General features: G+C 71.8%; 16 protein-coding genes. 11 read left to right on the top strand and 5 right to left on the bottom strand.

What is annotated here, in order from left to right; all coding sequences use genetic code 11:
* The first annotated feature begins 69 nt into the window (after nucleotides 1-69).
* The 3 genes from L3078_RS02735 (at nucleotide 70) to L3078_RS02725 (ending at nucleotide 4,745) form a co-directional block, all read left to right on the top strand.
* Nucleotides 70-1,686, top strand: a complete 1,617-nt coding sequence (locus L3078_RS02735; protein ID WP_239750403.1) for a phytoene desaturase family protein — start codon at nucleotides 70-72, stop codon at nucleotides 1,684-1,686.
* A 339-nt stretch (nucleotides 1,687-2,025) separates the two neighbouring features.
* Complete coding sequence (locus L3078_RS02730) at nucleotides 2,026-3,138, top strand: NAD(P)H-dependent flavin oxidoreductase (protein WP_239750401.1); 1,113 nt, start codon at nucleotides 2,026-2,028, stop codon at nucleotides 3,136-3,138.
* The gene (locus L3078_RS02725; protein ID WP_275593117.1) at nucleotides 3,135-4,745 is read left to right on the top strand and encodes an acyl-CoA synthetase; all 1,611 of its coding nucleotides are present in this window, start codon (nucleotides 3,135-3,137) and stop codon (nucleotides 4,743-4,745) included. Before L3078_RS02730 ends, L3078_RS02725 begins: the two co-directional genes overlap by 4 nt.
* A gap of 49 nt (nucleotides 4,746-4,794) precedes the next feature.
* On the opposite strand, the gene L3078_RS02720 is transcribed toward L3078_RS02725, so the two are convergent.
* Entirely contained in the window at nucleotides 4,795-5,565 is a 771-nt protein-coding gene (locus L3078_RS02720) for an SAM-dependent methyltransferase (protein ID WP_239750398.1), read from the bottom strand.
* A gap of 140 nt (nucleotides 5,566-5,705) precedes the next feature.
* A complete protein-coding gene (locus tag L3078_RS02715; protein ID WP_239750397.1) occupies nucleotides 5,706-8,126 on the bottom strand; it encodes a penicillin acylase family protein in 2,421 nt (806 codons plus the stop codon).
* A gap of 230 nt (nucleotides 8,127-8,356) precedes the next feature.
* On the opposite strand from L3078_RS02715, the gene L3078_RS02710 reads away from it, so the two are divergent.
* Nucleotides 8,357-9,856, top strand: a complete 1,500-nt coding sequence (locus tag L3078_RS02710) for an acyl-CoA synthetase (protein WP_239750396.1) — start codon at nucleotides 8,357-8,359, stop codon at nucleotides 9,854-9,856.
* A gap of 9 nt (nucleotides 9,857-9,865) precedes the next feature.
* Here the strand turns inward: L3078_RS02710 and L3078_RS02705 are convergent, their stop codons facing one another.
* Nucleotides 9,866-11,485 (bottom strand): acyl-CoA synthetase, encoded by a 1,620-nt coding sequence (locus L3078_RS02705; RefSeq protein WP_239750395.1) that lies wholly within the window; start codon nucleotides 11,483-11,485, stop codon nucleotides 9,866-9,868.
* 168 nt (nucleotides 11,486-11,653) lie between these two features.
* On the opposite strand from L3078_RS02705, the gene L3078_RS02700 reads away from it, so the two are divergent.
* From L3078_RS02700 to L3078_RS02680, 5 genes are all read left to right on the top strand, one after another.
* A complete protein-coding gene (locus L3078_RS02700; RefSeq protein ID WP_239750394.1) occupies nucleotides 11,654-12,454 on the top strand; it encodes a crotonase/enoyl-CoA hydratase family protein in 801 nt (266 codons plus the stop codon).
* A 144-nt stretch (nucleotides 12,455-12,598) separates the two neighbouring features.
* Complete coding sequence (locus L3078_RS02695; RefSeq protein WP_239750392.1) at nucleotides 12,599-13,540, top strand: Zn-ribbon domain-containing OB-fold protein; 942 nt, start codon at nucleotides 12,599-12,601, stop codon at nucleotides 13,538-13,540.
* Nucleotides 13,537-14,607, top strand: coding sequence for a thiolase domain-containing protein (locus L3078_RS02690; protein ID WP_239750391.1), 1,071 nt, complete (start codon nucleotides 13,537-13,539; stop codon nucleotides 14,605-14,607). The genes L3078_RS02695 and L3078_RS02690 overlap by 4 nt, the downstream gene beginning before the upstream one ends.
* A complete protein-coding gene (locus tag L3078_RS02685) occupies nucleotides 14,604-15,770 on the top strand; it encodes a thiolase domain-containing protein (protein ID WP_239750390.1) in 1,167 nt (388 codons plus the stop codon). The genes L3078_RS02690 and L3078_RS02685 overlap by 4 nt, the downstream gene beginning before the upstream one ends.
* A gap of 82 nt (nucleotides 15,771-15,852) precedes the next feature.
* Nucleotides 15,853-16,098: a DUF397 domain-containing protein gene (locus L3078_RS02680; protein ID WP_045555673.1), complete on the top strand. Its 246-nt coding sequence runs from the start codon at nucleotides 15,853-15,855 to the stop codon at nucleotides 16,096-16,098.
* A 54-nt stretch (nucleotides 16,099-16,152) separates the two neighbouring features.
* Here the strand turns inward: L3078_RS02680 and L3078_RS02675 are convergent, their stop codons facing one another.
* The gene (locus L3078_RS02675) at nucleotides 16,153-17,073 is read right to left on the bottom strand and encodes a transglutaminase-like domain-containing protein (protein WP_239750389.1); all 921 of its coding nucleotides are present in this window, start codon (nucleotides 17,071-17,073) and stop codon (nucleotides 16,153-16,155) included.
* 178 nt (nucleotides 17,074-17,251) lie between these two features.
* Here L3078_RS02675 and L3078_RS02670 point away from each other — a divergent pair, with 178 nt between their 5' ends.
* Nucleotides 17,252-17,854, top strand: a complete 603-nt coding sequence (locus L3078_RS02670; RefSeq protein ID WP_239750387.1) for a CGNR zinc finger domain-containing protein — start codon at nucleotides 17,252-17,254, stop codon at nucleotides 17,852-17,854.
* A 68-nt stretch (nucleotides 17,855-17,922) separates the two neighbouring features.
* Complete coding sequence (locus L3078_RS02665) at nucleotides 17,923-18,420, top strand: hypothetical protein (protein WP_239750386.1); 498 nt, start codon at nucleotides 17,923-17,925, stop codon at nucleotides 18,418-18,420.
* 70 nt (nucleotides 18,421-18,490) lie between these two features.
* Here L3078_RS02665 and L3078_RS02660 read toward each other — a convergent pair whose 3' ends face one another.
* On the bottom strand, nucleotides 18,491-20,461 hold the full coding sequence (locus L3078_RS02660; RefSeq protein WP_239750385.1) for an N-acetylmuramoyl-L-alanine amidase: 1,971 nt from the start codon (nucleotides 20,459-20,461) through the stop codon (nucleotides 18,491-18,493).
* Between the last annotated feature and the right edge of the window lie 166 nt (nucleotides 20,462-20,627).

Genomic DNA, 20,627 nt, shown 5'->3' with positions numbered 1-20,627 from the left:
CCTCCGGACCGTTGATCCACCTGGCACGCAGCCCTGGCCGAGCTCGATCATGGCGTGTTACCAAGAGCCATGCCTGCCACCCCCGCGCCCTCAGATCGGCCCGCACGCCCCGCACATCCCGCACGCCCGAATGGGCCCCGGTCGCACGACTCGTACGACGCCGTGATCGTCGGAGGCGGTCACAACGGTCTGGTCGCCGCCGCGTATCTCGCGCGCGCGGGCCGTTCCGTACTCGTGCTGGAGCGGCTGGACCACACCGGCGGAGCAGCCGTCTCCACGCGCCCCTTCGCCGGGGTCGACGCCCGGCTGTCGCGGTACTCCTACCTGGTCAGCCTGCTGCCCCGGAAGATCGTGCGGGACCTGGACCTCGACTTCCGGGTCCGCGGCCGCACGATCTCCTCGTACACCCCCGTCGAACGCGACGGCCGCCCCACCGGTCTCCTCGTCGGCGGCGGCGAGCGCCGCACCCGCGCGGCCTTCGAACGACTGACCGGTTCGGGCCGAGAGTACGAGGCCTGGCAGCGGTTCTACGGGATGACGGGCCGTGTCGCCGAACGGGTGTTCCCGACGCTCACCGAGCCCCTCCCCACCCGGGACGACCTGCGCCGGCGCGTCGACGACGAGGAGGCGTGGCGGGTGCTCTTCGAGGAGCCGATCGGCGCCGCCGTCGAGTCGACGTTCACCGACGACCTCGTGCGCGGCGTCGTCCTCACCGACGCGCTCATCGGCACCTTCGCGGACGCCCACGACCCCTCGCTGCGGCAGAACCGCTGCTTCCTCTACCACGTGATCGGCGGCGGCACGGGCGCCTGGGACGTGCCCGTCGGCGGCATGGGCGCCCTCACGGACGCGCTGGCCGGCGCCGCGCGCGACGCGGGTGCGGTGATCGCCACGGGGCACGAGGTCCGCCGGATCGCCACCGACGGCCGGTCCGCCGAGATCACCTTCCGGACCGCCGACACGGAGGGCACGGTCGCCGCCCGGCACGTCCTGGTGAACGCCTCCCCGCAGGAGCTGGCCGCCCTGACCGGCGACCGACCGCCCGCCCCCGCCGAGGGTGCCCAGCTCAAGGTGAACATGCTGCTCAAGCGGCTCCCGAGGCTCCGGGACGAGTCCGTGGACCCGCACGAGGCCTTCGCCGGGACTTTCCACATCGCCGAGGGGTACGACCAACTGGCGGTCTCCTACGCCCAGGCCGCGTCGGGTGCGCTGCCCGAGGCCCCGCCGTCCGAGATCTACTGCCACTCCCTCACCGATCCGACCATCCTCGGCCCGGACCTGGTGGAACAGGGCTACCAGACCCTCACCCTCTTCGGTCTGCACACCCCCGCGCGGCTGTTCCAGGCGGACAACGACGGCGTCCGCACGGAACTCCTCAAGTCCACGCTCGCCCAGTTGGACGCCCATCTCGCCGAGCCCCTCGCCGACTGCCTCGCCACCGACGCCGACGGCCGCCCCTGCATCGAGGCCAGAACCCCCCTGGACCTGGAACGCGACCTGGGCCTCCCCGGCGGCAACATCTTCCACCGCGACCTCGCCTGGCCCTACGCCCAGGAGGATGTGGGCCGCTGGGGCGTGGAGACCCGCCACGCCAACGTCCTCCTGTGCGGCGCGGGCGCGGTCCGCGGCGGCGGCGTGAGCGGCGTCCCCGGCCACAACGCGGCGATGGCGGTCCTGGGGGAGTGAGGCAGGGACACCCCCGCCGGCCCCGGCCATTGTCCGGCCGCCCGACCACCCCTGCCAAACAATCCGCCGTGCGCTGAAATCGATGACGCGAGCGGCGCCGGGGGACCGTTCACGGGGGAAAAGGCCCTGCTGATTGCCCGCGATCAGCAGGGCCGCACCCCGCCCCGTAAGGGGCGCGGGGAACTGCGCGACCAGCCCCCACAAACCCGCACCCGCCGAACAACCTCCCAAGGCACCCCCTGACGCGCCCAAGGCGTCCGAGGCCCCCGCGCAGCCAAATCTGACGAGGCATCAGAAAACCCCTTCCCTCGTCCGGAGGACTACGGCATCCTGCGCACCATGCAGACGGAGCTGAGCAACACCCTCGGAGTCCAGTACGCCGTCTTCGGCTTCACCCCGTTCCCCGCGGTCGCGGCGGCCATCAGCCGGGCCGGCGGCTTCGGAGTGCTCGGCGCGGTCCGCTATACGGCCCCCGACGACCTCAAACGCGACCTCGACTGGATCGAGGCCCACGTCGACGGCAGGCCCTACGGCCTGGACGTCGTGATGCCTGCGAAGAAGGTCGAGGGCGTCACAGAGGCCGACATCGAGGCGATGATCCCCGAGTCGCACCGGCAGTTCGTCAAGGACACCCTCGCCCAGTATGGCGTGCCCGAACTCGCCGAGGGCGAGGCTTCCGGCTGGCGCATCACCGGCTGGATGGAACAGGTCGCCCGCAGCCAGCTCGATGTCGCCTTCGACTACCCGATCAAGCTGCTCGCCAACGCCCTGGGCTCCCCGCCCGCCGACGTCGTCGACCGCGCCCACGAGCGGGGGATCCTCGTCGCCGCGCTCGCCGGAAGCGCCCGCCACGCCCGCAAGCACGCGGACGCCGGTATCGACATCGTGGTGGCCCAGGGCTACGAGGCCGGCGGCCACACCGGCGAGATCGCCTCCATGGTGCTGACGCCCGAAGTCGTCGACGCCGTCGCCCCGTTGCCGGTGCTCGCCGCCGGAGGCATCGGCAGCGGACAGCAGGTCGCCGCCGCCCTGGCGCTGGGCGCCCAAGGGGTATGGCTCGGCTCGCTCTGGCTCACCACGACCGAGGCCGAACTGCCCTCGCCCCGGCTGATAGAGAAGCTGCTCGCCGCCGGTTCCGGAGACACGGTCCGCTCCCGTGCCCTCACCGGGAAACCCGCCCGCCAGCTCCGTACGGAATGGACCGAGGCCTGGGACGACCCGGCCGGACCGGGCACCCTGCCCATGCCGCTGCAGGGCCTGCTCGTCGCCGAAGCGGTCTCCCGCATCCAGAAGTACGAGGTGGAGCCGCTGCTCGGCACCCCGGTCGGGCAGATCGTCGGCCGGATGACCAGCGAACGCAGCGTCCAGGCCGTCTTCGACGACCTCACCCGGGGCTTCGAGGAGGCCGTCGACCGCATCAACCGGATCGCCGGAAGGAGCGAGGGACAGTGAGCCAAGCCCCCCAAGGCCAAGCCCCGCAGAGCCAAGCCCCGCAAGGCCAAGCCCCCCGAAGCCAACCTCCGCAGGGCTTCTGGGCCCAGGCCACAGCCGACCCCGACCGTACGGTGCTCATCGCGCCCGACGGGGAGCAGTGGACCGCCGGACGGCTGCACGCCGAGACCAACCGGCTGGTGCACGGGCTGCGCGCGGCCGGACTCGAACGCGGCGACGCCTTCGCCGTGGTCCTGCCCAACGGCGTCGAGTTCCTCGTCACGTACCTGGCCGCCACCCAGGCCGGTTTCTACCTCGTGCCCGTCAACCACCACCTCGTGGGCCCCGAGATCGCCTGGATCGTCTCCGACTCGGGTGCCAAGGTGCTCATCGCACACGAGCGGTTCGCCGAAACCGCCCGCGACGCCGCCGACGAGGCGAAGCTCCCCGACAGCCGCCGGTACGCCGTCGGCACGGTCGAGGGCTTCCGGCCGTACGGCGAACTCCTCGCCGGTCAGCCCGAGTCGGCGCCCACGGACCGGACCCTCGGCTGGGTCATGAACTACACCTCGGGCACCACCGGACGCCCCCGGGGCATCCGACGCCCGCTCCCCGGCAAGCTCCCCGAGGAGTCCTACCTCGGCGGCTTCCTCGGCATCTTCGGCATCCGGCCGTTCGACGACAACGTCCACCTGGTCTGCTCGCCGCTCTACCACACGGCCGTGCTCCAGTTCGCCGGCGCGTCCCTGCACATCGGGCACCGACTGGTGCTGATGGACAAGTGGACGCCCGAGGGGATGCTCCGCGCGATCGACGCCCACCGCTGCACGCACACGCACATGGTGCCGACCCAGTTCCACCGGCTCCTCGCGCTGCCCGAGGAGGTGCGCGCCCGCTACGACGTGTCGTCGATGCGGCACGCCATCCACGGGGCCGCACCCTGCCCGGACCATGTGAAGCGGGCCATGATCGAGTGGTGGGGCGAGTGCGTCGAGGAGTACTACGCGGCCAGCGAGGGCGGCGGAGCCTTCGCCACCGCCGAGGACTGGCTGAAGAAGCCCGGCACGGTCGGCAAGGCCTGGCCCATCAGCGAGTTGGCGGTCTTCGACGACGACGGCAACCGGCTGCCGCCCGGTGAACTCGGCACCGTCTACATGAAGATGAGCACCGGCGGGTTCTCGTACCACAAGGACGAGGGCAAGACGCGAAAGAACCGCATCGGGGACTTCTTCACCGTCGGCGACCTCGGTCTCCTCGATGAGGACGGCTATCTCTTCCTCCGGGACCGCAAGATCGACCTGATCATCTCCGGCGGCGTCAACATCTACCCCGCCGAGATCGAGGCCGCCCTGCTCACCCATCCCGCCGTCGCCGACGCCGCCGCCTTCGGCATCCCGCACGACGACTGGGGCGAGCAGGTCAAGGCCGTGGTCGAACCGGCCCCCGGATTCACCCCGGGACCGGTCCTGGCCGAGGAGATCCTGGCCCACTGCACCCGCCGACTGGCCGGCTACAAGCGCCCGAGAAGCGTCGACTTCACCGAGGCGATGCCCCGCGACCCCAACGGCAAGCTCTACAAACGGCGGCTGCGCGAACCGTACTGGGAGGGCCGGGAGAAGACCGTCTGAATCTCCGTCGGCACCGTCGGCACCGTCGGCACCGTCGGCGCCGTCGGTGTCACGGCTTGCGTGCGACTCCGCCCAGGGCGATGACCTCGCCGTGGACCGGGGTCGCGGGGCCGGGGCGCCAGTCGTTCAGCGGCACCACCCCGGGGTCCTGCAGCTCCAACCCGTCGAAGAATCCCGCGAGTTCGGTGGGGCTGCGCAGGTGGTAGGGGACCGCGCCGCTCTCGTTGTAGCGGCGGGTGGCCTCGGCGTTCGCCTCGTGCGTGTCCACGCTGTCGTTGAACGCGAACCAACTCCCCGACGGCAGCGCGTCCAGCAGCGCGCCGACGATGGCGCGCGCCTCGGCGTAGTCGGCGATGTGGCCGCTGACCTGCATCATCGTCAGCGCGACCGGTCGGGACAGATCGAGCGTCCGCGCGGCCTGTCGCAACACGGTCGCGGGGTCGTGCAGATCGGAGTCGACGTAGTCGGTCGCCCCCTCGGGCGTGCTGGTGAGGAGCGCCCGCGCGTGGGTCAGGACCAGCGGGTCGTTGTCCACGTAGACGACCCGCGCGTCCGGGGCCTGCCGCTGCGCGATCTCATGCGTGTTGTCCGCCGTGGGCAGCCCGGTGCCGATGTCGAGGAACTGACGTATCCCCGCCTCACCGGCGAGGAAGGTGACCGCGCGGCCGAGGAACGCCCGGGAGTCGCGGGCGAGATCGGTGATGCCGGGGAACACCGCGCGGAAGGCGTCGCCGGCCGCGTGGTCGACCGGGTAGTTGTCCTTGCCGCCCAGCCAGTAGTTCCAGATCCGGGCCGAGTGCGGAACCGACGTGTCGATCATGGCCGTCGAATCCGTCTCCCGACGTAACGAGTCCTGCGCCACCGAGGGGCCTCCTCATGAGGAACGGTTATATGCCCATGGCATGAGTGCTGTCATAAGAATGGTGCCGCCCCGCGGCGGGGCGGCACCACACCCCTCGCTCATTGGCTCACACGCACCACCTTCAGCTTCGGCGAGGACAGGATGTCCTTCTCGCAGAACCGCGAGGTCACCCACTTCTCCGCCGAGAACAACCGCGTCTGGTCCAGGTAGTGGGGTGAATTCGGGTTCGAGGACTGCGAGTACGTCAGCAGCGTGCGGGCCACCGGGCAGCGCCCGCCGTCCCAGCCGACCGCCTGGATGTGGCTGGAACCCGACGAGACCTCCGGGTAGCCGCCCTCGGCCCCGCGCCAAGGCGACTCGATCTTGTTCCACACGCCCAGCGACTCCGTACCGCCGGACACCGGGATGCGCAGCCCGTTCCGTACGACGAACTGGTGGTCACCGAGTTTCGCGTCCAACGCGACGCCCGCCGCCCGCAGTTCCGTCACCGTCTCCGCCAGGGCGGTCCCGAAGCCGGGCGCGTCGGTGTTGAGGGTGTTCGGCGTGTTGACCGGGTCCGCCGCCGAGAACGGCACCTTCCACAGCTGCGGGCGCGGCACCATGGCGTTCAGCCGCCGCCAGAACCGGTCGAAGAGCAGCGCGCCCCGACTGCCGCTGTCGACGGTCCGGTCCCAGGACCGCAGCACCCGGCACGCCTCGGACACGTCCACCACCCCACCGTCACCGGCCGTCGCCGTCCCGCCGGGCAGCGCGGCACACGCCCGGACCACGTCGTCGGCCGCGAGATCGGCCGCGGGCACCCGGTTGGCGAACTGCTGCCGTTGGAGGTCCCGTACGGTCAGGCCGCCCTTGTCCGCCATGGCGGCCACGTCCTCGATCGCGCCGCGCGTGCGCAGCGACCGCTGGGTGCCGACATTGCCGAAGACACGCTCGTACCCCGTCAGCGGCCGGTCCGCGTTGGCCAGCCACGCGCTGTCGTTGGAGTTCTCCGCGTACGGCGCGTCCTTCAGCGTCGGCATCCTCGCGGGCCCGAAGATCCCCGGCTGCACGGCGTCGGCGTCGCTGCCGAGCGCGCAGTCCGCACGCGAGCCGTCGAGGATCGCGACGCCCGCCGACGGATAGGTGGCCCGGCCCAGCGGCGTCGAGCAGCGCGCCGCGAGGTCGTCGGTGATCCGGGGGAGGGTCTGGGACTGGGTGAACAGGGTGTGCCCGGCGGAGTCGGCCGCGACGGTGTTCACCCACGGCAGGCCCTGGTGCCGGGCGAGCGACGTGAGGATGTCCGAGGTGCCGCGGGCCTTGGCGAAGCCCAGCGAGGTGTCCGTGAACCGCAGGTTCGCCGCGTTGGGGTCGAACACGGCGTACGCGGTACCGGTGGTCCAGGGCAGTGGAAGGTCGGCGCCGAGCGACGTGACGACCGGGCCGTACCGCGTCCACCACTGGGTGCGGGTGACCGGGGAGCCGTCCTTCACGCCGACCGTCACGGTCCGCTTCGTCATCCGCTCCGACACGCCGTCCACCAGATACGCGGTCGGGTCGGCCGGGTCCAGCGTCAGCTGATGGACGTTCATGGGGACGCCGGTGGCCACGGTGTGGCTCCACGCCACCTTCTCGTTGAACCCGATCTGGGTGACCGGCGAGCCGAGCAACGCCCCGCCGGAGACGTTCAGTTCACCGGGGATCGTCTGCTGCGCCTGCCAGAAGCGGCGCCCACCGGCCCACGGGTAGTGCGGGTTGCCCAGCAGCAGCCCCCGGCCGCCCGCCGTGGTCCCACCGCCGAAGGCCACGGCGTTCGAGCCCATGTCGGCGTTCGCGGCGTCGAACAGCTCGCTCGCGGCGCGGGCGGCGCTCTTCGGGTCCGGGGCGGCGGCCGTGGCCGGGACGCCTGCGGCGGGCGGCTGCGCGGTGGCGATGGTGTCCACGAGCCGGCCCTCGCCGCCGAGCACGGCCAGGGCGTACGCCCGCGAGAACACGTCGAGCGTGGAGACCGGCCGCACCCACGCGGCGCCCTTGCACGCCGGGTCGCTGATCCGGTTCTTCCTCAGCCACGCGTTGTAGCCGGCCGCCCAGCCCCGCATCAGATCCTCGACCGCGCGGCTCGGCCCCAGCGGCTCGGGCCGCTCCAGCAGCCGCCGCACGGTGCCGGCGTCCCGGACACCACGGAAGTACAGGTCGCTCGTGAGGTTCTTGGACGCGGAGGAGAGCGAGAAGTCGGGGGCGGCGTCGGGCCCGAAGTGGCGGGAGCGCTCCCCGCGCACGGTCACGAAGCCGTCGGCGAGCACGCACACCTGGTCGGCGGCCTGCGCCCAACCGGTGCCGAAGCCCAGGTTCGCGTAGTCCTTCGCGACGATGTGCGGAACGCCGTACTCGGTGTAGCGGATCACGGCGGACAGGCCGCCGTGGGACGCGCGCTGCCCACCGGCCCGCTCGCCGTCGGTGGCGGCGGTGGCCGAGGGCAGTACGGCCGAAGCGGTGAACAGAGCGACGGCCGAGACCACCAGCTGTCTCAGACGGGTGCGCATGGGCGACTCCCAACGTCGTCGGAGGAAGAGAGGGTTGAGCATGTCGACACGTGTCTGCGTAGTCCATACGGGTGATGGATCTTCCCTCAAGGTGACTCACCGTCCGAAGGCCCGGGTTGAGCGACTTCCCGCCATGTGCGCCGGGCACCGGCCGTACGGCCGGTCCGCTTGACCTGGCTCGCGCGACGGAACGAGGATCGCGAGGGAACCTGGACGAAGGAGAGCGGGACATGACGGCTGGTCGCAGCGTGACGGTCGACGGGACGCTGCGGCGCAGCGCCCGGCGCACCCCCGCCCGCGTCGCGATCCACTACGGCGAACGGTCCTGGACCTACGCCGAACTGGACGACGCCGTCTCCCGCGCGGCCCGCGCCCTGCGCGACACCGGCCTCGCACCGGGCGACCGGGTCGCCGCTTTCGGCCACAACTCGGACGCCTACCTCATCGCCTTCCTGGGCGCCGCCCGAGCCGGCCTGGTCCACGTCCCCGTCAACCAGAACCTCACCGGCGACGAACTCTCCTACATCCTTGACCAGTCCGGCAGCACCCTCGTCCTCACCGACCCGGACCTGGCCGGCCACCTCCCCGACGGCACCCGCACCCTGGCGCTGCGCGACACGGACGACTCGCTCCTCGCCCGCCTCGCCGCCACCGAGCCCTACGACGGCGACGAGCCCCGCGCCGACGACCTCGTCCAACTGCTCTACACCTCGGGCACCACCGCGCTCCCCAAGGGCGCGATGATGACGCACCGCGCGCTGGTGCACGAGTACCTCAGCGCCATCGCCGCCCTGGACCTTCAGGCGGGCGACCTGCCCGTGCACTCCCTGCCGCTGTGCCACTCCGCGCAGATGCACGTCTTCCTGGTGCCGTACCTCGCGGTCGGCGCCACCAACACGATCCTCGACGGCCCCGACGGCGACCGGATCCTGGACCTGGTGGAGGAGGGCCGCGCCGACAGCCTCTTCGCCCCGCCCACGGTGTGGATCGCGCTCGCGAACCGCCCCGACTTCGACACCCGCGACCTCGGCGGGCTGCGCAAGGCCTACTACGGGGCGTCGATCATGCCAGTGCCCGTCCTCGAACGCCTCCGGGAACGCCTGCCGAAGCTCGCCTTCCACAACTGCTTCGGCCAGAGCGAGATCGGCCCGCTGTCCATGGTCCTCGGCCCGTACGAGCACAAGGGCCGGATGGACTCCTGCGGGCGTCCCGTCATGTTCGTCGAGGCCAAGGTCGTCGACGAGGACGGCGAGGAGGTGCCCGACGGCTCTCCCGGTGAGATCGTCTACCAGTCGCCCCAACTCTGCGAGGGCTACTGGGAGAAGCCGGAGGAGACCGCCGAGGCCTTCCGCGACGGCTGGTTCCACTCCGGGGACCTCGCCGTGCGGGACGCCCACGGCTTCTTCACCGTCGTCGACCGGGTGAAGGACGTCATCAACTCCGGTGGCGTCCTGATCGCCTCCCGCCAGGTCGAGGACGCCCTCTACACCCACGACCGGGTGGCCGAGGTCGCGGTGATCGGCCTGCCCGACGACCACTGGATCGAGGCCGTCGCGGCGGTCGTCGTCCCCCGGGGCGAGGCGACCGAGGACGAACTGATCGCCCACGCCCGCGAGAAGCTCCCGCACTTCAAGGCACCGAAGAGGGTCTTCTTCGTGGACGAACTACCGCGCAACGCCAGCGGAAAGATCCTCAAGCGCGAACTGCGGGACCGCTTCGCGCACCCCTGAGCCTGGACATCACGCGTCCGCCGCCACCGCCACCGAGCGCGCCCAGCGGTAGTCCGCCTTGCCGCTGGGGGACCGTTGGATGGTGTCGGTGAGCACCAGCTGGCGGGGGATCTTGTAGCCGGCGAGACGGGTGCGGCAGTGGGTCTGGATGTCCTCCAGCGACGGCCGGGCGGCCCCCTCGCGCAGCTGCACCACGGCGGCGACATGGTTGCCCCACCGCGCGTCCGGCACCCCGGCGACCAGCGCGTCGTAGACGTCGGGGTGAGCCTTGAGCGCCTGCTCGACCTCCTCCGGATACACCTTCTCGCCACCGGTGTTGATGCATTGCGAACCCCGGCCGAGGACCGTGACGACGCCCTCCTCGTCGACGGTCGCCATGTCGCCGAGCAGCACCCAGCGCTCGCCGTCCCGCTCGAAGAAGGTCTCGGCGGTCTTCCTCGGGTCGTTGTAGTAGCCGAGCGGGACATGACCGCGCTGTGCCACCCGGCCCGGCACACCGACCGGGACGGGTTCGTACGTCGCCGGGTCCACGACCTGGGTACGGGAGTGGACGCGGATGCGGAATCCGTCGCCGGCGCCCGCGTCCTGCGTGGCCGTGCCGTTGAAACCGGACTCCGTCGACCCGAAGTTGTTCAGCAGCACGGCGTTCGGCACCAACGTCTGGAACTCCCGCCGGACCGTCTCCGACATGATCGCCCCGGACGACGACACGCTGAACAGCGACGAGCAGTCGGTGCCCTTCATCGGGCCGCCCAGCGCGTCGATCAGCGGGCGCAGCATCGCATCGCCGACCAGCGACACACTGGTGACCTTCTCCTTCTCGATCGTGCGCAGGACCTCCTCGGGCACGAACTTGCGGTGGATCACCACCCGTTGCCCGAAGTTGAACCCGATGAACGCGGTGAGTGTGGACGTGCCGTGCATCAGCGGAGCCGTGGGGAAGAACGTGATCCCGTCGCCCCCGGCCGCGACCCGCTCGGCCAGCTCCTCCGGCGACTTCACCGGCTCCCCGGTCGGCGCTCCGCCGCCCAACCCCGAGAAGAACAGGTCCTCCTGACGCCACATCACTCCCTTGGGCATGCCCGTCGTGCCGCCGGTGTAGATGATGAACTGGTCGTCGCCCGAGCGTGCCGGGAAGCCCCGGCCGTCGGACGCGGCGGCCTCCGCCTCGCTGAAGGGGACGGCGTCGAGGACGGGCGCGTCCGGCGCGGGGGCCCCCACCCGCACCAGGTGCCGCAGCTTCTCCGTCCGCGGCAGCGTGGCCGCCACCCGTCCCGTGAACTCCGCGTCGAAGACCAGACCGGCCAGGTCGGCGTCCCGGTAGAGGTAGACCAACTCTTCTTCGACGTAACGGTAGTTGACGTTGACCGGCACGATCCGCGCCTTGAGGCAGCCGAGCGCGGCTTGCAGATACTCGACGCCGTTGTAGAGATGCAGGCCGACGTGCTCGCCGGGCTCGATCCCGCGGTCGAGGAGGTGGTGGCCGATCCGGTTGGCCGCCGCGTCCAGTTCCGCGTACGTGAGCCGGTGCTCCGCGCCCGTACCGGGGAGATCGAGGTACGCGAGCGCCGCCCGGTCGGGGACCACGTCGACGACCGACTCGAACAGGTCGGCAAGGTTGTACTCCACCGCACTCCTCCTGACCCCGCTGCCCTCGGATGCCGGTCATCAGAGCAAAGGGCGGCACAACTGTGAAGAGTCCCCGCACAGAAATCTGACTGACTGTCAGAAAACCCTTGAAGTGCCGACCCGCCTACTGCAACCTGTTCTCGTTTCCTGTGGACGAAAGGACACCGGATGGGTGGCACCGAACACCTCACCGTGCGACGCGAAGGCGCCACACTGGTGCTCACGCTCAACAGGCCCGAGGCCAAGAACGCGCTCTCGCTGCCGATGCTGGTCGGCCTGTACGACGGCTGGATCCAGGCCGACGAGGACGAGGAGGTCCGCTCGATCGTCCTCACGGGAGCGGGCGGTGCCTTCTGCGCCGGGATGGATCTCAAGGCCCTCGCGGGCAAGGGGATGGAGGGGCAGGAGTACCGCGACCGTCTCAAGGCCGACCCCGATCTGCACTGGAAGGCGATGCTCCGCCACCACCGGCCCCGCAAACCGGTCATCGCCGCCGTCGAGGGGCACTGCGTCGCGGGCGGCACGGAGATCCTCCAGGGCACGGACATCCGCGTCGCGGGGGAGTCGGCGACGTTCGGCCTCTTCGAGGTCAGGCGCGGCCTCTTCCCCATCGGCGGCTCCACGGTCCGCCTCCAGCGGCAGATCCCCCGGACGCACGCCCTGGAGATGCTGCTCACCGGGCGGCCCTACAGCGCGCGCGAGGCCGCCGGCATCGGTCTCGTCGGGCACGTCGTGGCCGACGGCACCACCCTGGACAAGGCCCTGGAGATCGCCGAACAGATCAACGCGTGCGGGCCGCTGGCGGTGGAGGCGGTGAAGGCGTCCGTGTACGAGACGGCCTCGATGACCGAAGCGGAGGGGCTGGCGGCCGAGTTGCAGCGGGGGTGGCCGGTCTTCGACACGGCCGACGCGAGGGAAGGTGCCCGCGCTTTCGCCGAGAAACGGCCCCCCGTTTACAAGCGCGCGTAGGCGTACTCGCCCGTGAGGTCGTGTCTCGACCGCGGCTGGGTGGGGCTTCTCGCGCCCACGCGGCGGAGCCGCATATCGACAACGCCCCGCGCCCCTGAAAAGACGGGCGCGTGTCCGTGCCCCCATGTGGAGGAGGCAACCCCGATGTCCGCGATCCTCAAAGCGCCCCTCACCGTCGAGTTTCCGTTCACCCGGTCTGTCGGGCCCGTGCAGAGCGCCTTTCTCACCGGACTGCGAGAACGGGTCGTCCTCGGAGTGCGCACCGGTGACGGCAAGGTGCTGGTGCCGCCCGTCGAGTACGACCCCGTCACCGCCGAGGAGATCCGTGATCTGGTGGAGGTCGCGCCGACCGGGACCGTGACCACCTGGGCCTGGAACCACGAGCCGCGCCGGGGGCAGCCGCTCGCCACGCCTTTCGCCTGGGTGCTGGTGCGGCTCGACGGCGCCGACACGGCCCTGTTGCACGCCCTGGACGCGCCCGGCCCCGGCGCCGTGCGCACCGGGATGCGGGTCCGTGTGCGATGGGCCGAGGAGAGGTCCGGCGCCATCACGGACATCGCCTGCTTCGAACCGTACGACGGGCAGCCGGTGGAACCGGCGGGCCACAGCGGAGAGTTCCAGGAGGCGATCACCGGCATCGTCGCCGCCGCCCGCCTCGACTACACCTACTCGCCCGGCCGCGCCCAGACCGGCTACATCGAGGCCCTCGGCGACCGGCGCATCGTCGGCGAACGCTGCCCGTCCTGCCGCAAGGTGTACGTCCCGCCCCGCGGCGCCTGCCCGACCTGCGGGGTGGCCACCGAGGAGCGGGTCGAGGTCGGCCCGGCCGGCACGGTCACCACCTTCTGCATCGTCAACATCAAGGCGAAGAACCTGGACATCGAGGTCCCCTACGTCTACGCCCACATCGCCCTCGACGGCGCCGGACTCGCCCTGCACGGCCGGATCGCCGGCATCCCCTACGACCAGGTGCGCATGGGGCTGCGCGTGGAGCCGGTGTGGACGGAAGGCGCCCGCTACCCCGACCACTACCGGCCCACCGGCGAACCCGACGCGGACTACGACACGTTCAAGGAGTTGCTGTGACGCGCGAAGAAGCCCCGGGCGCCCGTGACGTCGCCGTCGTCGCCTTCGCCCAGACCGACCACCGGCGCACCAGCGAGGAGCTCTCCGAGGTGGAGATGCTCATGCCGGTGCTGCACGAGGTCATGGCGAGCACCGGACTGAGGACGGCCGACATCGGCTTCACCTGCTCCGGCTCCAGCGACTACCTCGCGGGCCGTGCCTTCTCCTTCACCCTCGCCCTCGACGGTGTGGGCGCCTGGCCGCCGATCTCCGAGTCCCACGTCGAGATGGATGGGGCGTGGGCGCTGTACGAGGCCTGGGTGAAGCTCCGGACGGGGGACGCCGACACCGCGCTCGTCTACTCCTACGGCAAGTCCTCACCGGGCTCCGTACGGGACGTCCTCACCCGGCAGTTGGACCCGTACTACCTGGCCCCGCTGTGGCCCGACTCGGTCGCCCTGGCCGCCCTCCAGGCCCAGGCGCTCATCGACGCGGGCGCCACCGACGAACCGGCGCTGGCGGCGGTCGGGGCCCGCAGCCGCGCGGACGCCGCCGGCAACCCGCACGCGCAGCTGCGGGGTGCGGTGCCGCAGGGGGAGTACCTGGTGCGGCCGTTGCGCACCGGGGACTGCCCGCCCATCGGCGACGGGGCCGCCGCCGTGGTCCTCGCGGCGGGGGAGCGGGCCCGGGACCTGTGCGAGCGGCCCGCCTGGATCCGGGGCATCGACCACCGGATCGAGGCGCACGGCATCGGGGTGCGCGACCTGACCGACTCGCCGTCCACCCGGATCGCCGCGGAACGGGCCGGGGCCCTCGAACGGCCCGTCGACACCGCCGAGTTGCACGCCCCGTTCAGCTCCCAGGAGGTCGTCCTGCGGCGGGCGCTGGGGCTCGACGAGACCGTGCGCGTCAACCCGTCGGGCGGGGCGCTGGCCGCCAACCCGATCATGGCCGCCGGGCTCGTCCGGATCGGCGAGGCCGCCGCCCGCATCCATCGGGGCGAGTCCGACCGGGCGTTGGCGCACGCCACGTCCGGTCCGTGTCTGCAACAGAACCTGGTCGCCGTACTCGAAGGGGATCCCCGATGAGCAAGGAGCCCGTGGCCGTCGTAGGCGTCGGCCAGACCAAGCACGTGGCGGCGCGCCGGGACGTGTCGATCGCGGGGCTCGTCCGGGAGGCCGCCCGACGGGCCCTCGACGACGCCGAGTTGAGCTGGGCCGACATCGAGGCCGTCGTCATCGGCAAGGCGCCCGACTTCTTCGAGGGCGTCATGATGCCCGAGTTGTACCTCGCGGACGCGCTCGGCGCGGTGGGCAAGCCCATGATGCGGGTGCACACGGCCGGCTCGGTCGGCGGCTCGACGGCACTGGTCGCGGCGAGCCTGGTCGCCGCCCGGGTCCACGGCACGGTGCTCACGCTCGCCTTCGAGAAACAGTCCGAATCCAACGCCATGTGGGGGCTGTCCCTGCCGATCCCGTTCCAGCAGCCGCTGCTGGCGGGCGCGGGCGGCTTCTTCGCCCCGCACGTGCGGGCGTACATGCGGCGCAGCGGCGCCCCCGACACCGTCGGCTCCCTGGTCGCGTACAAGAACCGGCGCAACGCGCTGAAGAACCCGTACGCCCATCTCCACGAGCACGACATCACGTTGGAGAAGGTCCAGGCCTCGCCCATGCTGTGGGACCCGATCCGCTACTCGGAGACCTGCCCGTCCTCCGACGGGGCCGTGGCCATGGTCCTCACCGACCGGGCGGGCGCGGCCCGCGCGCCCCGGCCGGCCGCGTGGATGCACGGCGGCGCCATGCGCAGCGAACCGACCCTGTTCGCGGGCAAGGACAGCGTGTCGCCGCGCGCGGGGCGGGACTGCGCGGCCGACGTCTACCGGCAGGCGGGCATCACGGACCCGCGCCGGGAGATCGACGCGGTGGAGATGTACGTGCCGTTCTCCTGGTACGAGCCGATGTGGCTGGAGAACCTCGGCTTCGCCGCCGAGGGGGAGGGCTGGAAACTCACCGAGTCCGGTGTCACCGAACTGGACGGGGACCTTCCGGTCGACATGTCCGGCGGGGTCCTCTCCACCAACCCCATCGGCGCCTCCGGCATGATCCGATTCGCCGAGGCCGCGCTCCAGGTGCGGGGCCTCGCCGGGGAACACCAGGTCGAGGGCGCCCGGCGGGTGCTGGGCCATGCCTACGGCGGCGGTTCGCAGTTCTTCTCGATGTGGCTCGTGGGCGCCGAGCCGCCCGCCTCCTGAACCTCCCCCTCGCGCAGCCTGTCCGCGATGGAGGTCGATCGCTAGTCTGGCGGGCGGACGACGAACCGGGAGGAGCACGGACGTGGCCGAGACCACCATGCAGCAGCGATCCCTCGACGGCTGGCACAAGCCGGCGCAACTGGACCTGAGCAACGCGGACTGGCGGTCGAGCAGCCAGGGGCGGGGAGATGTCCAGATCGCCTTTGTCGAGGGCTTCATCGCCATGCGCAACAGCGGCAGCCCCGAGAGCCCCTCGCTGATCTTCACCCCCGCCGAATGGGGCGCCTTCGTGTCGGGGGCCCGTGAGGGCGAGTTCGACCTGACCTGAACCGCCCCGCGCACCGCGTCGGTGGGCGGCCGGGGCCGCCCACCGACGGCGGGGTCAGCGCAGGGTCACCTCCTGCGGGCCGTTGTACGGCGCCAGCGACAGAACGGTCCGCGGTGTCCGCAGCCCCTCGCGATCCGCGAACAGCTCGCGCGCCGCGGCGAAGAGCACCTCGTCGCCCGCCACCGGGGCGACCTCGTCGTACAGTTCGCGGACCGGGTCCGTGAGTTCCCGGCCGACCTCCGTCTCGGTGCCCCAGATGTCCCACAGCAGTGTCTCGACCTTGTTCAGCGCCGCGAGATCGAGCCGGACGTTCCCGGCCACGAACCACTCCCCGTTGAGCGGTCCCTCCTCCGGCGGGTGCAGGCCGAACGTCCGGGGGTCCGCCTCGCCCGCCCGGATCGCCCGCCACGCCTTGCCCGCGACCAGGAAGCGGTCGCGCGGTACGTCCATCGGGTCGAAGTCGATCTTCTGCTCGTCGGCGACCAACGGCTCGGTCAGCTGGGCGTCGGCGAACAGCCAGCCCCGCGCCGGATCCCAGTACTCGGTGACCACGTGGTCACAGTGGAATCCGTTCTCGCCGAAATACGTGGCGAAGCCCGATCGCAGCCGGGCCGGCACACCGATGTGCCGCAGAAATGAGCAGTGCAGCAGCGAGAAGTCGCGGCACACACCGACGAACCGGTCCCCGGGCTCACGGTGCCGCGACAGGGGCGCGCCGTTCCGCTCGACCACGAGCCGCAGGATGTCGTCGAGGTAGCGCGTCTCGGCGTCGTCGTGCAGCCGCTCCCGCGCCACGGTGTGGCCGAAGGTCCCGCCCTCGCCCCGATGGATCATCAGATCCCGTGCCACCCGGGCGAGTCGGGCCGGATCGCGGGGGAGGTCGGCATAGAGCGGGGCGAGGTCGCCCGGGTCGGTGAACGCGCTCTGCGCGGTGTAGAAGGCGGCGACATCCGGTGCGAGGTGTACGGGTGCCATGAGCGAACCCCCAGAAGGAATCGGCCGCGTGTTCGAATTACGGGCCGCTTCGCCTCACCGTGCCAAAATTCACCCGCAATTGTCCACAATTCGCGTCGGGGACGCGGATATCTGGAATTCCCGGTCCGCACGGCGCCGACGCGAATTAATGGATGGCGGCTCCCCTATCATTAGCCCCATGGAGTACTCGATCAGCGGGGACGCGCGGCTCGTCCTGGACCTCGCGCTGACCGTCCGCCACGACGGCAGCGGCGGTGTCACCGACGACCTGGCCGATGTCATGGGGCTCGCCACCTGGGTGAGGGCCCACGCGGACCACGTGCCGTCCACCGTCGGCCCGGCCGTCGACGAGGCCGCGCTCGCCTCCGTACGCGACCTCCGCGCCGCCGTCCGCACCCTCTTCGCCCGCGCCGTCGGCCCCGGCGAACCCAGCCCCGCCGACGCCGCCCGGCTGCTGCCCGTCCCCGAGGCCCTGGCCCGCCTCAACGCCGCCGCCGCGCTCACCCCCACCGTCCCCGTCCTCACCTGGGGCCCCGGCGCCGACCCGGTCGTGCACCACCGACCCGCCACCGGCGAGGACCCGCTCACCGCCGCCCTCGCCCGCGCCGCGCTCACCTTCCTCGCGGGCCCCGAACGACAGCGGCTGCGCGCCTGCCACGCACCACGCTGCGTGCGCTACTTCCTCAAGGAGCACCCCCGCCAGGAGTGGTGCAAACCCTCCTGCGGCAACCGCGCCCGGGTGGCCCGCCACCACGACCGCCACCGGAAGGCCTCGGCCTGACCGCCGGGACGGCCCACCCCGACGCTCCCACGGCCCCACCGTCGCACGGCACGCCGTACCATTGCGGCATGTCCTTCCTCCGCCGCCGCAGCGCCACGCCCGCCGGGCCCGACTTCGACGTACTGGCCATGGACCCGGGCGACTGGCCGGGCAATCTCGGCGCCGGTCTGCTGCCCGCCCCCGACGGCAGCTGCCAGGGTGTCTTCCTGCGCTACGACCTCTACGGCGGCCGCGGCCCCGCGATGATCATCGGCAACCTCCCCGAGGGCTCCCCGGCGCGCGAGGTCGCCGACGGCGAGATCCCCTTCGAGGTCGCCCAGCTGCTGATCGCGCTGGAGAACGAGGAGGAGATCACCGTCGTCGGCTCCGAGGACCTCCCCGTGATGCAGGGCGACAACCTGCTGATCGTCCGCCGCCTCAAGCTCTCCGAGTCCCGGATCTCCTGCGTCCAGTTCGACCGCAGCGACAACGTCCTGGTGACCATCGCCGCCTGGGACCGCCCCATCACCGACGACCTCTACGCGCTGCTCAAGCCGCTCCCGGCGGAGCTGTTCCAGCAGGCCTGAGAGACGCCGAGGACGAACACGGGGAAGGGCCGGGTGTACGTACACCCGGCCCTTCCCCGTGCCCCGCCGCTCACCCGGCCGGCAGCACCCGCACATCCGCCGCCCGCACGAACGCCACCCGGTGGCCGAACTGGATCTCGTAGTAGAGCTCCTTGCCCACCACGAACCGATGCCCGCTCGTGTCGAAGGAGACGGCGTAGTAGTACTCGCCGGGCACCAGGCCCCCGGTGACGTACTTCTGCCCCGCGAGGAGCTTGTACGGCCACGGGGACACCGCCTGCGCGGGCACACCCGCCGGGTACGCCGCCGCCTCCGGATAGGCGCGGCCGTACACCGGGATGTCCGCCAGGCCGTCCCGGGGCGTCACGACCAGACCGGCCGCCCCGACCGCCGTCGGCTTGCTCGTCGGGTTCTGGAACCAGGCCTTCTGCCCCAGGTACCAGATCGCCGTCCAGTCGCCCTGCCGCTCCGCGACCGCGTACTGCTGCCCGGTGGAGACCCGTGAACCGAGGTCGTTCACATTGGTCGTCGAGACGCTGCCGTCCGGCCGCAGCCCGATGTCCTTGATCAGGGGCGAGGTCACGTCGGGCCGGCTGTAGAGGCGTACCGCGCTGGAGCCGTGCACCGCGCAGGCCGCGCCGCCCGACCCGCAGCCGGTGAACACGGGCCGGTTGGTGGCGTAGTCCGGGAGGACGGTGACCATGGTGCTGTCGCTGCCGGACGTCGCTCCGAGCGGCTTGCCCAGCAGCTCGAAGTAGTGCCGCCAGTCCCAGTACGGACCCGGGTCGGTGTGCATCCCCGGGATCGTCGCCGTCGTCGGACCGGGCACCGTGTCATGGCCCAGGATGTGCTGCCGGTCCAGCGGCACGTCGTACGTGTCGGCCAGGTACCTCACCAGCCGCGCCGACGCCCGGTACATCGCCTCCGTGTACCAGGCGTCCGGCGAGGCGAGGAACCCCTCGTGCTCGAGGCCGATCGACCCCGCGTTGACGTACCAGTTACCGGCGTGCCAGGCCACGTCCTTGTGCTTGATGTGCTGCGCGATGTGCCCGTCCGTGGAGCGCAGCGAATACTGCCACGACACGTACGTCGGGTCCTGGACCAGTTCCAGGGTGGTGTCCCAGTAGCCCTCGGTGTCATGGACCACGATGTACCGGATGGGCTGCGAGGTCGGCCGGTCGGCCAGGTCGTGGTTGCCGTAGTCGTTGTCGCCGAACTCCTGGTACGGCGCGGGGATCCACTCGCAGGACACGGTGGTCGGACACTGGGCACCGGTGGCGGCCTTGCGCAGTCCGGCCCGGGACAGCTGACCGGTGTCGGGGGAGAGGTCGGGGTCGGCCGCCAGGGTCACCCGCTGGCCGGCGTCCGTGACCCGCTCGGCACCGGCGCGGATGACCGCGAACACCTCGTTCGCGTAGGCCGCCGCCGTGCCCCGGTCGTCGGCCCCCGAGAAGCGCGCCACCGCCCCGTACCAGTCCGCCGGATCGGCGCTCGGCTCCGCGCCGAGCTGCCGCTGTGCCGCAGCGAGCAGCGCCGCGCCGCCCGCCACGTTCGCCGCGGCGTCGGTGCGCAGCGTCCGCGCGGGCAGACCGGTCAGCTCGGCCGCCCTCGTCAACGTCCGCAGCCGGGCCGGGAGTTCGGACGGCTCCGGCAGCTTCGCCGCGGGCACCGGGAGGGGCCGGGACTCGTCGCCGCGCGCGTCCTCCGCGCCCTCGCTGTGGTGCGGGGCCTCGGCCAGGGCGGTGCGCGCGTCGGTGAGATGCATGGGCCCGTAGCCGCCGGTCACACTGGGCGCGCCGCCGTGCGCGTCCCAACGGGACTGGAGGTAGGAGACACCGAGCAGGACGCTGCGCGGTACGCCGTACCGCTCGGCCGCGGCGGTGAACGCGCCCTGCAGACCGGCGGAGGCCGCAGCGCGGCTCTCCGGCGGGGCCGCCCCCAACAGGGGCAGCAGCAGAACGGCGGGAGCCACGGCGAGCGCGGCTCTGCGGACAGGTCTGTGACGCGGGGTGGGCCTGCGATCGGTGGGGGATCCTCGCAAGGCGGCCTCCTCTGACGGTGGGGCGTTGACGGGGCGGCGGACCGTGCTCCTCCCGCGTGCGCAGCCGAGCGTGGGGAGTGCGTCAGTGCTATCGGTCGGCCGACGATCCGTCAATCATGCCCCCAGGAGGCTGTTTCCCCGGTGATTGCCGGGCACATGGCCGGCC

The organism is Streptomyces deccanensis, from assembly GCF_022385335.1.
GTDB lineage: Bacteria > Actinomycetota > Actinomycetes > Streptomycetales > Streptomycetaceae > Streptomyces > Streptomyces deccanensis.
This window is presented reverse-complemented; position numbering and strand designations above follow the sequence as displayed.

Bases quoted from the DNA above. Each gene is read 5' to 3' on its own strand.
- L3078_RS02735 (WP_239750403.1), top strand. From the start codon at position 70: ATGCCTGCCACCCCCGCGCCCTCAGATCGGCCCGCACGCCCCGCACAT.
- L3078_RS02730 (WP_239750401.1), top strand. From the start codon at position 2,026: ATGCAGACGGAGCTGAGCAACACCCTCGGAGTCCAGTACGCCGTCTTC.
- L3078_RS02720 (WP_239750398.1), bottom strand. From the start codon at position 5,565: ATGATCGACACGTCGGTTCCGCACTCGGCCCGGATCTGGAACTACTGG.
- L3078_RS02715 (WP_239750397.1), bottom strand. From the start codon at position 8,126: ATGCGCACCCGTCTGAGACAGCTGGTGGTCTCGGCCGTCGCTCTGTTC.
- L3078_RS02710 (WP_239750396.1), top strand. From the start codon at position 8,357: ATGACGGCTGGTCGCAGCGTGACGGTCGACGGGACGCTGCGGCGCAGC.
- L3078_RS02700 (WP_239750394.1), top strand. From the start codon at position 11,654: ATGGGTGGCACCGAACACCTCACCGTGCGACGCGAAGGCGCCACACTG.
- L3078_RS02695 (WP_239750392.1), top strand. From the start codon at position 12,599: ATGTCCGCGATCCTCAAAGCGCCCCTCACCGTCGAGTTTCCGTTCACC.
- L3078_RS02685 (WP_239750390.1), top strand. From the start codon at position 14,604: ATGAGCAAGGAGCCCGTGGCCGTCGTAGGCGTCGGCCAGACCAAGCAC.
- L3078_RS02675 (WP_239750389.1), bottom strand. From the start codon at position 17,073: ATGGCACCCGTACACCTCGCACCGGATGTCGCCGCCTTCTACACCGCG.
- L3078_RS02670 (WP_239750387.1), top strand. From the start codon at position 17,252: ATGGAGTACTCGATCAGCGGGGACGCGCGGCTCGTCCTGGACCTCGCG.
- L3078_RS02665 (WP_239750386.1), top strand. From the start codon at position 17,923: ATGTCCTTCCTCCGCCGCCGCAGCGCCACGCCCGCCGGGCCCGACTTC.